This window comes from Janthinobacterium sp. J1-1, assembly GCF_030944405.1.
Lineage (GTDB): Bacteria > Pseudomonadota > Gammaproteobacteria > Burkholderiales > Burkholderiaceae_D > Janthinobacterium.
In genome coordinates this window covers 2,657,046-2,671,412 of sequence record NZ_CP132339.1, presented here as the reverse complement: position 1 = coordinate 2,671,412, position 14,367 = coordinate 2,657,046, and the positions used below count along the sequence as shown (strand labels likewise).

General features: G+C 58.5%; 13 protein-coding genes. 4 read left to right on the top strand and 9 right to left on the bottom strand.

Annotated features, from left to right (window positions below; all coding sequences use genetic code 11):
* Window positions 1-246: 246 nt before the first annotated feature.
* From Q8L25_RS12125 to Q8L25_RS31730, 3 genes are all read right to left on the bottom strand, one after another.
* Window positions 247-2,034, bottom strand: coding sequence for a hypothetical protein (locus Q8L25_RS12125; RefSeq protein ID WP_308925061.1), 1,788 nt, complete (start codon window positions 2,032-2,034; stop codon window positions 247-249).
* 318 nt (window positions 2,035-2,352) lie between these two features.
* Complete coding sequence (locus Q8L25_RS31735; protein WP_374694264.1) at window positions 2,353-3,021, bottom strand: tyrosine-type recombinase/integrase; 669 nt, start codon at window positions 3,019-3,021, stop codon at window positions 2,353-2,355.
* A 230-nt stretch (window positions 3,022-3,251) separates the two neighbouring features.
* Entirely contained in the window at window positions 3,252-3,548 is a 297-nt protein-coding gene (locus tag Q8L25_RS31730; protein ID WP_374694302.1) for an integrase arm-type DNA-binding domain-containing protein, read from the bottom strand.
* Window positions 3,549-3,874: 326 nt separating this feature from the next.
* Here Q8L25_RS31730 and mutS point away from each other — a divergent pair, with 326 nt between their 5' ends.
* The gene (gene mutS, locus Q8L25_RS12115) at window positions 3,875-6,484 is read left to right on the top strand and encodes a DNA mismatch repair protein MutS (RefSeq protein ID WP_374694263.1); all 2,610 of its coding nucleotides are present in this window, start codon (window positions 3,875-3,877) and stop codon (window positions 6,482-6,484) included.
* Entirely contained in the window at window positions 6,481-7,470 is a 990-nt protein-coding gene (locus Q8L25_RS12110) for a hypothetical protein (protein WP_308925059.1), read from the top strand. The genes mutS and Q8L25_RS12110 overlap by 4 nt, the downstream gene beginning before the upstream one ends.
* Before the next feature lie 156 nt (window positions 7,471-7,626).
* Here Q8L25_RS12110 and Q8L25_RS12105 read toward each other — a convergent pair whose 3' ends face one another.
* Window positions 7,627-8,178 (bottom strand): peptidylprolyl isomerase, encoded by a 552-nt coding sequence (locus tag Q8L25_RS12105; protein WP_308925058.1) that lies wholly within the window; start codon window positions 8,176-8,178, stop codon window positions 7,627-7,629.
* A 93-nt stretch (window positions 8,179-8,271) separates the two neighbouring features.
* Here Q8L25_RS12105 and Q8L25_RS12100 point away from each other — a divergent pair, with 93 nt between their 5' ends.
* Together Q8L25_RS12100 and Q8L25_RS12095 are read left to right on the top strand one after the other, a co-directional pair.
* Window positions 8,272-9,393 carry a cupin domain-containing protein gene (locus Q8L25_RS12100; RefSeq protein ID WP_308925057.1) on the top strand — a complete coding sequence of 374 codons (1,122 nt, stop codon included), beginning with the start codon at window positions 8,272-8,274 and terminating at the stop codon, window positions 9,391-9,393.
* A 354-nt stretch (window positions 9,394-9,747) separates the two neighbouring features.
* Window positions 9,748-10,002 (top strand): hypothetical protein, encoded by a 255-nt coding sequence (locus Q8L25_RS12095; protein WP_308925056.1) that lies wholly within the window; start codon window positions 9,748-9,750, stop codon window positions 10,000-10,002.
* Window positions 10,003-10,166: 164 nt separating this feature from the next.
* Here Q8L25_RS12095 and bamC read toward each other — a convergent pair whose 3' ends face one another.
* The 5 genes from bamC to Q8L25_RS12070 all read right to left on the bottom strand — a co-directional run bounded on the left by bamC (window position 10,167) and on the right by Q8L25_RS12070 (window position 14,367).
* Entirely contained in the window at window positions 10,167-11,363 is a 1,197-nt protein-coding gene (gene bamC, locus Q8L25_RS12090) for an outer membrane protein assembly factor BamC (protein WP_308925055.1), read from the bottom strand.
* A 68-nt stretch (window positions 11,364-11,431) separates the two neighbouring features.
* The gene (gene dapA, locus Q8L25_RS12085) at window positions 11,432-12,310 is read right to left on the bottom strand and encodes a 4-hydroxy-tetrahydrodipicolinate synthase (protein WP_308925054.1); all 879 of its coding nucleotides are present in this window, start codon (window positions 12,308-12,310) and stop codon (window positions 11,432-11,434) included.
* An 84-nt stretch (window positions 12,311-12,394) separates the two neighbouring features.
* On the bottom strand, window positions 12,395-12,967 hold the full coding sequence (locus Q8L25_RS12080; protein ID WP_308925053.1) for a class I SAM-dependent methyltransferase: 573 nt from the start codon (window positions 12,965-12,967) through the stop codon (window positions 12,395-12,397).
* 28 nt (window positions 12,968-12,995) lie between these two features.
* A complete protein-coding gene (locus Q8L25_RS12075) occupies window positions 12,996-13,673 on the bottom strand; it encodes a site-2 protease family protein (protein ID WP_308925052.1) in 678 nt (225 codons plus the stop codon).
* Between the two features lie 70 nt (window positions 13,674-13,743).
* Window positions 13,744-14,367 (bottom strand): L-threonylcarbamoyladenylate synthase, encoded by a 624-nt coding sequence (locus Q8L25_RS12070; RefSeq protein WP_308925051.1) that lies wholly within the window; start codon window positions 14,365-14,367, stop codon window positions 13,744-13,746.

Below are 14,367 nucleotides of genomic sequence, written 5' to 3'. Positions count from 1 at the left end.
TCCCCTGCGCAAATGGAACTCCTGTGAACTATAACGTGCGGGAGTTATATCTGCGGTACCAGCGAGCATCCACAGTGTTTGCACTTGCGCGCATCTTTGATCAAGAACTCCCTGCAGTCGTGGCACTTTACGTGTGTGTCAGGCGACGGTGCCGATTTGTCTTTCTCAACGGATGGCATCACAACTACACTTGTGCATGTCGCATTATGCTATTCGCGTATATTGGCATTAGCACGGTTTTGGGTGCTAGCTCAGCCAGTGGAAAGGCGAATTTACACGTAAGCACTTTGTCAGTCGTGCACATACCCATACTATCGCACCACCTAAAAGTCCTAAAATTAATACCATAGGTTCCCAAGTTAATTTTTCCCATTTTGTCATATTTAAACGACCATCATCTTTCCAGAGCGATTTTGCTAGACCAGAGACCATTAGTGCCCCACCCGCCCCGTAAGCTGCCGTGAATTCTCCTACGGCAGTGTAGGTGCTCAACGGGCGAGCGGCCATAGCTTGTCCATCCAGTGCCAGTTCACTTATGTTTCCCCTTGTTTGCACCATTTCCAATGCACCAACATGATGGTTTTCGAATTCCTCCGCGTTCATGGGGTCAAGTCTGAACCATCCTCCGCCTCCAGAAACCAGAAACTCAGTTTCTTCCGAACTCAGTGTCTGAGGATCTTCATCTTGCGTGATTTTTACTAGAACATTCGAGACCGCTCTGACACCTTTGGCGGATAAAAATCCACCATTATCAGATCTTTCGATGTCAGCGGCGGCGACAACTTTACAATTACTGACACTGTCTGATCGGGCCATCTTTGAAGGGGCGAATCGAATAACATAATCCTTTGCGCCCAACTTAGCGGTGAAAATCCGTGTGGCAAGTACCGTTTTTCCCGCCTTAGTTTGCATCAGAGGCGCGGTTAAAAGGAAGGAGTTATCTTTGTGCGCCACAACTATTTTTACAGAGTCACTTTCATTTAAAAAATGGGTTAAATGCGTTTCTTTAGTACTCGATTCTTGCGCAAACCAGAACATTGATAAATCTTTTATAGAAAGCGAGAATTTTGACGCAGCGGATTCTGGCGTGAAAATATCCAACATGCTTGTCCCAGCATCAAACGAAATATTTCCTTTATCAATATCATTAAATTTCATCGTTGGTTCAACGGGAGACAGCTTCTTTATTTTCTCAGAGGTACATAATCCAGAGAGAAAGATGAATGCAACTTCATAGCGTGTACTTGGCGACATTCCCCTAAAAGCGATTTTCTGTTGCCCTTCTGCTGCATGCCAGCTTGCATGTGAATGAATTGCTTTATTCGGAACTAGCGATTGGCTTAATTTTTTCAATTTAACATCATTGTTCTTCGCTGATGGATTACTCTGCCCCTTAAATACGATGGCTCCACTAACGGGTGATGCCAAATGCGCCTCCATTCGAACTGACAGTGGGCTATAAAAAAGATCCGCGAGGTAATACATCAATACCAAAAACATAAACCCACTGATTACCACAGATGATCCTGCAGCTATTTTTTTTGCAACGGGATTCGCAGGAACATGCAAAAAGAGAAATTCCGCCAAAGCTATAATTACAACCACTAAACCCGCAATAACTAAAGAACCCACAAAATTACCAAGAAGATTCTCAGCAATTAATTTAACGGTGCAATCACCTCTATATAACGTGAACCCGATATCAAAAATTGAAAGAACAATGAAGCTACTGAATGAAACGCACCAAAGTATGACTCTTGGCTTAGCATCCCTGATAGCGGTTAACACAATGATAAAAGCCATAGCAAGAAAAGGCCAGTTAGCCACACCCACCGCCCATTCCCTCAGCGATGGAAAATCGATTAACTGGTCTTTATATGCAGACCCATACACTGATGGAACGTTACTATTTACGAATGAAAACAAATAGCTCTGAACTTGTGGCCCAGCTGATAATATAAATGCTAGTCCAATAGCTAGAGGAAGAGTTATTTTAAGAAAACGCGGGAGCCAAGATGGGATACTAATTGTCATTTTTAATATATTATTCTAATTTATTGATATCACCGTTCTCTGCAGACCTCTTTCTTTCAATTACCAGAAATTTAGCAGGCATCTATCTATATAGGACCAAGAGCTACAGGCAGAACTCAGCCGGCGAACAACGATGATAGCATCTTGCTCATTAGAAAATACGTGAATCTTCCCTGAAATATGTGGTTCTTACTTATTATTGCTCGCCACACAAGAACTTGTGGCAAGATAGATAGGCGGACTGCGGGCCCCTGGCGATCTTCGACGCTCGACTATGACTATGACTATGACTATGACTATCAAGTTTGGGCAGGCTGCTTACAAAGCTTCAAGATGCGTATTGAGCCAGCCCAAGTACTCTCTACGCTCCTGATCGTATGCATGCCGGTTATATACGCCGACGACGCCCTTCTTCATATGACCCAGCACCGCCTCGGCCACCTCTTCCGTGCATCCCAGTATTGCCAGTTGCGTGCGACAGCTACGCCGCAAATCGTGTGGCGCCCAATTCGTCACTGGCAAGCGCGGCCGCAGGTCTTCCGGCTTCGTTTTGCTGTACGGCATGTGAAACCACACAGCCACACCCACCGACTTTTGCTCCATGTAAGGCACCTTGCCCCTCGATGCAAAAAGGTATGCTCCTTTAGCTGCATCCATGCGTCGGCGCACCACGACTTCAGCCCGGCCAATCAGAGGCACGCGCAAATCGGTAGCATGTTCGCGCCATGAATTCTTCATTTTCGCCTTCGGAATTGTCGACCAGAGGCCATCATCATCCTCGCTGATTTCGCTCACTTCCATGGCCATGATTTCCGAGCCGCGCGCGCATGTCCACAGGTATAGCGTCAGGACGTCGGCCACTGTATTTGAAAAATTCGGCAGCCACTTGATCAAGGTGGTCAGCTCTTCCGCGCCCAAGATGCGCTTTACCGGCCCAGCCTGGACGCCATGTACCGCACGCCCCTTGCTGCGCAGCTTGCCGCGCATGATCAAGCGACACCAGTTCGGCACAGGCACCCGGCATCATTGGCGCAGTCCCCGGCCGATCCTAGCTCCGCTCGAAGTTTGGCCGCCTGAACGGGAGTATGGGCAAAGCTCTCGATCAGGTCAAAAGCGTGGGAGCGTGAAACCTCAGCCGCTGGCATATCGCCAAACTCGCCCAGCATTGTCTCGAACGTGCGCGACACTTCCTTGACGCCTTTCTCACCACGATTGCGCTACAGGTGGCCAGCCACATACATATCCTCCACGCGCCGAACAGTCAGCAGCGCTTTCGCCTTGCGGTCGCTCTTCGCCTCCGTAGCCTGGCGCGACTGCGCGCGCACCTCGCGCTTGTCGACAGCCAAGTCGAAGCCGGCGCTGCGGGCACCACGCAGGCGCCCCCACTCGACCGTCGAGGCCGCCAAGGAAATCGCTGGCCATTCGCCAATGTTGGTCTGTCGCATACGTCCATCGAGCGGGCTTTTATAGCGATATATCCACGATCTCTTCGACTTTGTAGCCTCATGTCGCAGCCTTGGGCAGTCGGAAATGGTAAAGTGTTGACCAGCCGCGAGCAGCTTCGCCGCTCTTGCATCGAATTACATTCTCACCCATTAGCGTAGGTCCGGCGTAGCTTTAATCCAGCACAAAAACCTGAAGGCTGTTTTTCGGCGTAGCTTTGCAAAACCAACCAAAAAAGCTACGCCAAAACATGAAGTGTGATGATATGCGGTGATGTGCGATGATGCAATAGAGCGAACATTGAATCAACAGAATAACGAAACAAATCAAATACTTACAAATGAAAATGCAGTCAAATCAAGAGCTTGCGACGATCGACAAAAGCAAACTTACGCCCATGATGCAGCAATATATGGGCATCAAGGACAATCACCCGACGATGTTGGTCTTCTATCGCATGGGCGACTTTTACGAGCTGTTTTTTGACGATGCGGAAAAAGCCGCGCGCTTGCTGGGCATTACGCTGACGGCGCGCGGCGCGGCCAGCGGCAATCCGATCAAGATGTGCGGCGTGCCGTTTCATTCGCTCGACGGCTACCTGGCCAAGCTGGTGAAACTGGGCGAGTCGGTCGCCATTTGCGAGCAGATCGGCGATCCGGCCACCAGCAAGGGGCCGGTCGAGCGCAAGGTGATGCGCGTGGTCACGCCGGGTACCCTCACGGACGCCGACTTGCTGCCGGAAAAGGCCGAGCGGCCGCTGCTGGCCCTGTGCAGCATCACGCAGCGCAAGATGGTGACCACCGGCCTGGCCTGGTTGTCGCTGGCCAGCGGCGCGCTCAAATTGATGGAGTTTTCGGGCAGCAGCGAAACTGTTGCCTTGCGGCTGCAGCAGGAGCTGGAACGCATCGTGCCGGCCGAGATCCTCAGCGGCGACGCCGGCACGCTGTTTGACGACCATCCGACCACCCACGTCAACCGCGTGCCGGACTGGCATTTCGACGTGGCCGGCGGACACAAGGCGCTGCTGGACCAGCTCGGCGTGGCGACCCTGACCGGCTTTGGCGCCGATGGCCTCGGCGCCGCGTTCGGCGCGGCCGGCGCGCTGCTGCGCTATGCGCAGTCGACCCAGGGCCGTGGCCTGCAACACGTGCGCTCCTTGACGACCGAGACGGAAAGCGAATTCATCGGCCTCGATGCCGCCACGCGGCGCAACCTGGAACTGACGGAAACCATCCGCGGGCAAGAGTCCCCCACCCTGTTTTCGCTGCTCGATCATTGCCGCACCGCCATGGGTTCGCGCATGTTGCGCCACTGGCTGCACCACGCGCGGCGCGATCAGGGCGTGGCGCGCGCGCGTCACCAGGCGATCGCCGCGCTGATGCACAGCGAAGCGGCGGCGCCACTGGCCGCCACCCTGTCGCAAGTACCGGACATTGAACGCATCACCACCCGCATCGCCCTGCTCTCGGCGCGCCCGCGCGACTTGGCCGCCCTGCGCGATGGTTTGCAGCAATTGCCGGCGCTGCGCGAACGCGTCACCCACTGCTATGGCGGCGAGCCGTGCGACGGCCTGTTGGCCGACATCCATAACGCACTGGCCACGCCAGAAACCTGCCTCGACCTGCTGGTGCGCGCGGTGGCGCCGGAGCCGGCCGCGATGGTGCGCGACGGCGGCGTGTTTGCGCGCGGCTTCGATGCGGAGCTCGATGAATTGCGCGCGCTGTCGGAAAACGCCGGGCAGTTCCTGGTCGACCTGGAAACGCGCGAGCGGGCCCGCACGGGAATCGCCAACCTGCGCGTGGAATACAACAAGGTGCATGGCTTTTATATCGAGGTCACGCACGGCCAGACCGACAAGGTGCCGGACGACTACCGCCGCCGCCAGACGCTGAAAAACGCCGAGCGCTATATCACGCCGGAACTGAAGGTGTTCGAGGACAAGGCGCTGTCGGCGCAGGACAAGGCGCTGGTGCGCGAAAAGCTGCTGTACGACATCTTGCTGGCCGACCTGGCGCCGCATATCGGCACCCTGCAAACCATCGCCCAGGGCCTGGCCCAGCTCGATACTTTAAATGCACTGACGGAACATGCGCAGCAGCACAACTGGGCCGCGCCGCAGCTGGTGGGTGAGCCCTGCATCAATATCGTCGAAGGCCGCCACCCGGTGGTGGAAAAGCAGATCGAGCGCTTTATCGCCAACGACTGCCGCTTCGTCAACGAACGCAGGCTGCTGCTGATCACCGGCCCGAACATGGGCGGTAAATCGACCTTCATGCGCCAGGTGGCCCTGATCACCCTGCTCGCCTACGTGGGCAGCTATGTGCCGGCCGCCAGCGCCACCATCGGCCCGATCGACCGCATCTTTACCCGCATCGGCGCGACCGATGACCTGGCAGGCGGACGCTCGACCTTCATGGTGGAAATGACGGAATCGGCGGCCATCCTGAACGGCGCCACCGAGCACTCGCTGGTGCTGATGGATGAAGTCGGCCGCGGCACCTCCACTTTTGATGGCCTGGCGCTGGCGTGGGCCATCGCGCGCCATCTGATCGACACCAGCCGCAGCTTCACCCTGTTCGCGACGCACTATTTTGAACTGACGCAATTGCCCGACAGCCATCCGAGCGCGGCCAACGTGCATCTGTCGGCCGTCGAGCACAAGGACAGCATCGTTTTCCTGCACGCGGTGCAGCCCGGCCCCGCCTCGCAAAGCTACGGCTTGCAGGTGGCCCAGCTGGCCGGCGTGCCGCAGCCGGTGATCAAGGCTGCGCGCAAGCACCTGGCGCGGCTGGAAGCGCAGGCGCTGGACGCCACGCCGCAGCGCGACCTGTTTGCCGCGCCGGCGTCCGATCCATATGCAGAGGAAGAAGAAACGGCGCCACCGGCCGCCCTGAGCGAAGCGCAACAGGCCTTGCTCGACGCGATTGCCGAACTCGATCCCGATGCCCTGACACCGCGCGACGCGCTCGAGCAGCTGTATCAGTTGAAACGGCTGGCCGCCGCATGACCTTGAAGAGTCGCATCGCAAGCCTGACCTTGCTGGTAGCCAGCTGCCATCTGGCGCCGGCGCCGGCGCTGGCCAATGCCGGCAACCCCGGCTTCGAGTTTGCCGTGCTGGGCCACTCCTTCCAGGCCGGACCCGATGACGGGCCCTTGAAAAAAGCGATTGCCGGCGCCAGCGCCTTCAATGCCTCGTTCGTGGTGGCGACCGGCATCAAGGCCGCCAGCGAATCGTGCACCGACAAGCTGTACGGCCAGCGCAAGGATTTATTTGAGGCCAGTACCTCGCCGCTGATCGTGTCACTGTCGGCCAGCGACTGGGCCGGCTGCCGCAATTCGCGCGGCAGGGTCAACGCCATCGAACGGCTGAACCGCTTGCGCGACGTGTATTTCGCCGACAACCAGAGCCTGGGCCAGCGCAAGCTGAACCTGTCGCGGCTGTCATCGACGGCCAAGTTCCGCAGCTATGCGGAAAATGCGCACTGGGAAGTGGGCGGCGTGCTGTTTGCCACCGTCAACCTGCCCGCCAATAACAACCATTTCCTGCCAGAAGCGGGCCGCAACAGCGAATTCGAAGACCGGCTGGTGGCCAACCGCGCCTGGCTGCAGCGGCTGTTCGCCATGGCACAAGGCAAGAAGCTCGACGGCATCGTGCTGTTTTCCGACGGCGACGTCGGCGTGCTCGATGAAGAGGAAAGTTCGCTGTTGCCCAGCTTCAGCTCGAAACAGGATGGCTTTGCCGGTCCGCGCAAGCAGATCCGCCTGCTCGCAAAAAAATTCGGTGGCAAGGTATTACTGGTTGATACGCAGAAAGAGCGGGACAGCAAGGGCAAGGGAACACGCCAGGGCGCCACGCCGGCCATCCACTGGAAGAGTAATGTGGGCCATGTCAGCATCGCCAGCGACTGGGCGGCGATTGCGGTACGCACCGGCAAGACGCCGCTGTTTGAAGTGCGCGAGCGCGCCACCAGGCCGTCGGTGCCGCGCCGTTAAATCAGAAGTACTGCTTTACAACTAGCGTCACGACGCCTGAGCAAACCGTAGCGAGCGACAGTGATTTGTGGCCGAGAAGCGCAACCGTACTTCAGTACGGTGAGCATCGCCGGCCGCAAAGCGCGCCGCGCAGCAGGTTTGGTCAGGTGTTATCGATTAGTGGATAGGATGGGTGCGGAAGTGATCGCCTTCAGCACCTTCGTCATCACCATCTTCATCGTCATGACCGTGGCCATGCGCGCCATGCACGTGGCCGTGGGCAATTTCTTCTTCGGTGGCTTCACGCACGTCGGCGACCGTCAGCGCAAAGCGCAGCGCGATGCCGGCCAGCGGATGGTTGCCATCCAGAACGACCTTGTCGTCGGCGATATCGGTGACGGTGAAGATCATCGCTTCTTCGTCCGGCGAATCGCTTTCCGGCATGCCTTCGAACTGCATGCCCACTTCCAGCGGCTCAGGCAGGCGATTGCGTGGCTCGACCTTGACCAGCGCCGGGTCGTATTCACCGAAAGCATCATCCGGTTCGATCTGGATCGTGTTGGAATAGCCAACTTCCTTGCCGTCGAGCTCTTCTTCGATCTTCGGCAGGGTGTTTTCATAATCACCGTGCAGATAGACCATCGGCTGGCGGCCGTCTTCGATCAGATTGTCTTGCGCGTCTGACAGTTTGTAGTTGACAGTCACGACCGTATTTTTGGCAATCTTCATTATGCTTCCTTTCATTGTATAAGCTGACAAATTATACCTTTCCGCCGCCAACGACAGGCGCATTCCTGCATTTCCGGTTGTTATAATGGGCGCATGAAAAAATTAACTCTCCTCGGCGACATCACGCCGGCGCAATTCCTGCGCGACTACTGGCATAAAAAACCGCTGCTGATCCGCCAGGCCGTGCCTGGCTTCAAGCCCCTGCTGGACTTCAAGGCCCTGGCCGAACTGGCCAAGCTCGACCATGTCGAGTCGCGCCTGGTCAGCCTGGTGGACGGCCACTGGTCCATGCAGCAGGGCCCGCTGGCCAGCCTGCCCTCCCTGAAACAGAAGCAATGGTCCTTGCTGGTGCAAGGCGCCAACCTGCACAGCGCCGATGCCGACGCGCTGCTGCGCCAGTTCCGCTTCCTGCCCGATGCGCGCCTGGACGACCTGATGGTCAGCTTCGCCACCGACGGCGGCGGCGTCGGCCCGCATTTCGATTCCTATGACGTGTTCCTGCTGCAAGGCCAGGGCAAGCGCCACTGGCGCATCGGCGCGCAGCAGGACCTGAGCCTGATCGACGGCCTGCCGTTGAAAATCCTCAGCAACTTCACGCCCGACGAAGAATTCACGCTGGAACCGGGCGACATGCTGTACCTGCCGCCGCACTATGCGCACGACGGCGTGGCCATCGGCGACTGCCAGACCTATTCGATCGGTTTCCGTTCGCCATCGTTCCAGGAATTGGGCGAAGCGTTCCTGCAATTCATGGCCGATTCGATCGACCTGCCCGGCATCTACAGCGACCCCGACCTGAAGGCGTCGGCCAAGCCGGCGGAAATCCCGCGCGAGATGCTCAGCGTGATCACCGAAGAGATGAACAAGGTGCGCTTCACGGAAGAGGACGTCACCATTTTCCTCGGCGAACACCTGTCCGAACCGAAGCACAATGTGTTCTTCACGCCACTGGCCAAGCCGCTGACTGTGGGACGCTTCACACAAGCGGCACACAAGAAGGGTGTTGTGTTGTCACGCAAGACGCTGATGCTGTATCGTGGCAAGAATGTCTTCATCAATGGCGAGTCGTTCGCGATTGGCCGGGCCGATAAAACGGCGCTGGAGACGCTGGCCAATGACCGTGCCCTGAACGGCGCGGCCGTGGCCCTGGCATCCGATGACGTGATGGAAGCGCTGTACACCTGGTATCAGGATGGCTGGCTCGAACTGGCCTGATTGAGGCGCAACGCAGCAAATGTGGTGAAACACAGGCAAGGGTAAAGAGTCTGCGCTGACGCAAAGAAAGATGGAGTTTTAATATCGTTTTGACGCGCTTTCGCAAAACTCTTACACTTGCTTGCAATTTGCCTTGGCAAATATTGCGATATCACAAAATAGTTGCGAATTTGCCTCTTGCTCCTATTGCGACGCACCAAAAATCGCTATAATATTCGGTTAGGAAGTTTCCGTTGTCTGGCAGGCACCACCTGGTACGAAAAGCCTTCGAAGACGACCTAACGAGCGATAATTACCGGTAATTATTCATCGCAACAATGTTGATTTATTTTTTGAAATAATTAAGGAAAACAAATGAAAAAATCCCTGCTGATCGCCTCCCTGATGGTTGTTGCTCTGGCTGCTTGCAGCAAAAAAGAAGAAGCTCCTGCACCAGCACCAGTAGTTGAAACCCCAGCACCAGCACCAGTAGTTGAAGCTGCTCCAGCACCAGCTGCTGACGCTGCTGCTTCGGCTGCTACCGATGCTGCTGCTGCTGCTTCGAGCGCCGCTTCGGCTGCTTCGGACGCTGCTGCTGCCGCTTCGTCGGCTGCATCGGCTGCTAAGTAATTTAGCACCCGTAGTGAAAAAGCCGGCCTTCGGGCCGGCTTTTTTACGTCCGCCACTTTGTCATGACCCCAGAGTGGCAGGCGATAAAAAAGGCTGGCGCCGTTTCCGGGCCAGCCTTTTTGCCGCGCGGCGGGTATGCACCCACCGCCCTGCAATCATTACTGTTACTTCAACTGATCGTTCAGCAAGCCCAGGATCTTCTCGGCCACTGGCGAGACGTCGGGCTGGCCTTCGTTCGACAGGATGCTGACGGTGCTGGCCGAACCGGTGGCGGCGGCCTTGACCAGCACGCGGTAGCGCTGCGCGCCCTTGTCCTTGTCGTCCGACGAGCCCCAGCTGAACAGCTTCGAGAAGAAGCCGTCTTTCTTGACGGCGTCCGGGTCGACGTAGCGCACGAAATACGTGCCCTGCGTGCGGTCGCGGTCTTCGACGGTAAAGCCGACACGGTCCAGCGCCAGGCCGACACGGCGCCAGGCACGGTCAAAACCTTCGTCGACTTCGATCGCGCGCGCCGGCGTGGCGACATCGCCGACCAGCTTCGCATGCTGCGGTTGCACAATCGCGGCGTCGACCGCGGTACGGGCTTGCGCTTCGTCGCTGGCCGCGCCCAGGCGGGTCATCAGGCGAGCCAGGAATTGCGCTTCCAGGCCGGGATCGTTGGGACGTGCCGTCCAGGTGGTGCTTTCCTTGTCGCGGCCGGTCAGTACCTCTTCCACGCCACGGTGGCTGATGTAGATCTCGGTCGAGCCGTCGGCCAGGCGTTCCACACGGGTGCGGTATTTGTCTTTCTCGCCGCTCGAATACAGGCCGTCGAAAACCTTGCCGATCGTCTTGCGGATGATATCCTGCGGAATCTTGGCCCGGTTTTCATTCCACTCGGTTTCCATGATGCCCGCCGTCGGCTGGTCGAGGGCGATCGTAAAGCCTGCGTCTTCCCAGAATTGTTTCACCTGCGGCCACAGCACCTCAGGCGACTGCTTGACCACCAGCCAGCGCTGGTTGCCCGCGCGCTCGACCTTGACAGAGCCGGCCGTGATCGGCACCACGCCGACCACGCCATCGGCGCCAACCACGGCCGGCGTACCGGCGGCGGCATTGCGCTGGGCATTGTAGCCGGAGGCGGTCGCCACGCCGTTCTTCGCGTCAGGCAGGGAGTAGCGGTTGTCTTGCTGCAGTTGCGTCAGGTCGGGTGGCACATCCAGGGAACTGGCTTTCTTGACCGACTTGTAGTCGACCTTGTCGCCGCCGACTACCGAACTGATCATGCCGCAGCCGGCGAGACTGGCCGCGACGGCGCCGATGACGAGGCCACGCAGGGCAATGGTGGCTGGCGCCGGGGAGGTTTTCTTGCTATTAGTCATGTCGTTACTGGATAAGAAGCTAAGTGGCAGCTGAAATCAGGGAAGGTCCGGACTATACCAGTCCGGGCTCAGGATAAGACGCCAGCGTCGCGCAAGGCATCGCGCACGGTGGCATGGTACTGATCGGCCAGTGGCACCAGCGGCAAGCGTATGCCGGCAGGCATCAGGCCCATTTCCGCCAGCGCCCATTTGACGGGCACCGGATTCGGTTCGACAAACAATTTCTGATGCAGGGGGAAGACCTTGTTATTGATGGCGATCGCCGTGGCGCGGTCACCGGCCATGGCGGCAACGCACAGCTCGTGCATGGCGCGCGGGGCAACGTTGGCCGTCACGGAAATATTGCCGTGGCCGCCGCACAGCATCAGCGCCATGGCGGTCGGATCATCGCCCGAGTAGACGGCGAAATCGGCGGGCACCAGGCGCAGCAGGTCGATGCCACGGCCGAGATTGCCGGTTGCATCTTTCACGCCGACGATGTTGGCGATCGCGGCCAGGCGCACGATGGTCTCGTTGCTCATGTCGGCCACGGTGCGGCCCGGCACGTTGTACAGGATCACGGGAATATCGACGGCTTCGGCGATGGCCTTGAAGTGCTGATACATGCCTTCCTGGGTAGGACGGTTGTAGTAAGGCACAACTTGCAACACAGCATCGGCACCCGCATCTTTCGCGTAACGCGTCAGCTTGATGGCTTCCGCCGTGGAGTTGCCGCCAGCGCCGGCGATGACAGGAATGCGTCCATTGGCGTGCTCGACGGTCAGCTTGATCAGCTCGCAATGCTCTTCCACGCTGACGGTTGCCGATTCGCCGGTCGTGCCGACGATCACGATGCTGTCTGTACCCTCGGCAATATGCCAGTCGATCAGCTTGCGCAGACCTGGAATGTCCAGACTGCCGTCCGCGTGCATCGGGGTGACGATTGCTACAATGCTGCCCTTGATCATAGTAAGTTTATAGCGCCGATAAATAAAACAACGATTGTAGCGGATAGCCCGCGCCTGTGGTGCATTCTACGAGAGGAATGCCGCTCAAAACGCTGGCAACAAAGCCGCCAGCCGTGGAAAATCCGGCCGTACGGCGCAAATTCGTTGCACCAAAGCAGCTTTCGGCTGCTCCACGCGGCCTTCTTCAAACGCCACCACGCGCAAGCCTTGCTGCAAGGCCAACGCCAGCAGCTCGCCTTCCTGCAGCAGGAAGTTGGGGTTCGACGGTTTGCCAAACTCTTCATTGCCTTCGGCAAAGGTTTCGTACAGCAGCAGGCCATCGGGCGCCAGGCTGGCGATCATCGCGTCAAACAGCGGACGGTGCAGGTAGTTGGTGACGACGATGCCGGCAAAGCGGCCGGCCGCGAAGGGCCACGCGGCGCCAGGCGCCTCCAGGTCCACCAGCGAGGTGGTGACGCCCGGTCCGGCCGCTTTTTCCAGCATTTCCGGATCATGGTCGAGCGCGATTACCGGGTGGCCGAGGCTGACCAGGTGGCGCGCATGGCGGCCGCTGCCGCAAGCCAGGTCCAGCACTTCGCCGCCCGGCAGCAGCGGCGCCCAGCGCCGCACCCAGCCGGAGATGGTCTCGGCATTCTTGTGTTGTTCAGTTGCTTGCATCGAAATATCCATCGGTTGTGGTGGCGGCTCAGGTCAGCATGGCGGTCAGCGGCGACACCAGCATGACGAAAATGCCGATGACAAATTTGATCGCGGCCAGCAGCACGCCGTTCAGCACGCCCAGATACATCAGCAGCACCAGCGCGCCGAACACATACATGCCATAGCGCTCGATGCTGGCGTAAGGGCGCGCCAGCGACATCGGCAGGATGCCGGTCATGATGCGCCCGCCATCGAGCGGCGGCACGGGGATCATGTTAAACACGAACATGGCCGCGTTGACGCTGACGCCGGCGCCGGCCATCTTGCGCAGGAACGCCCCGATCTCGGTCGGCGGCAGCACGCTCAGCACGACAAGGGCGATCATCCAGGCAAAGCCCATCACGAAGTTCGAGCCGGGCCCGGCAAACGCCACCCAGGCCATCTGTTTCTTCGGGTTGCGCAGGCGGCTGAAATCGACCGGCACCGGCTTGGCATAGCCGAACGGCACTTGTATCGTGAAATACAACAGCAGCGGCAGGAGCACCGTGCCGAACGGATCGATATGGCGGATCGGGTTCAGGCTCAGCCGGCCTTGGTTGGCGGCGGTCGGGTCGCCAAAATAGCGGGCGGCATAGCCGTGCGACGCTTCATGCAGGGAGATGGCAAAAAGAACGGGTACCAGGTACACCGCGACGGTTTGGACTATCGTGTTGAAATCGCTCATGACCGCGATTCTACCAGAGCCGCCCTTGCCACTTTCTTATGCCGCCATTAAAGGGAGGTAAAGCCCCTGCCTACAGGCCCAGCGCGGCCGGGTCGCCACGTCCCACGCGCACCACTTCGGGCTCGGCGCCGGTCAGGTCGATCACGGTGGTGGGGCCGTGCGCACAGACGCCGCCATCGACGATCAGGTCGACCAGCTTTTCCAGGCGCTCGCGGATGGTGTCGGCGTCGGTCAGGCTGTCTTCATCTCCCGGCAGGGTCAAGGTCGTACCCAACAGCGGCTGGCCCAGTTCTTCCAGCAGGCATTGCACGATGCGGTGCTCGGGCACGCGCAGGCCGATGGTCTTGCGCGACGGGTGGCTCAGGCGGCGCGGCACTTCCTTGGTCGCTTCCAGGATAAAGGTATAGGCGCCCGGGGTGGCCGCCTTGAGCAGGCGGAACTGGCGGTTGTCGACGCGGGCGTATACGCCCAGCTCGCTCAAGTCGCGGCACAGCAGGGTCAGATGATGCTTTTCATCGATGCCGCGGATGCGGCGCAGGCGCTCGACGGCGCCCTTGTCGTCGAGCTGGCAGACCAGCGCGTAGCAGGAATCGGTGGGCAAGGCCACCACGCCGCCGGACTGGATGATGTGGGCGGCCTGCTTGATCAGGCGCAATTGCGGATTGTCAGGGTGAATCTGGAAAAATTGACTCAT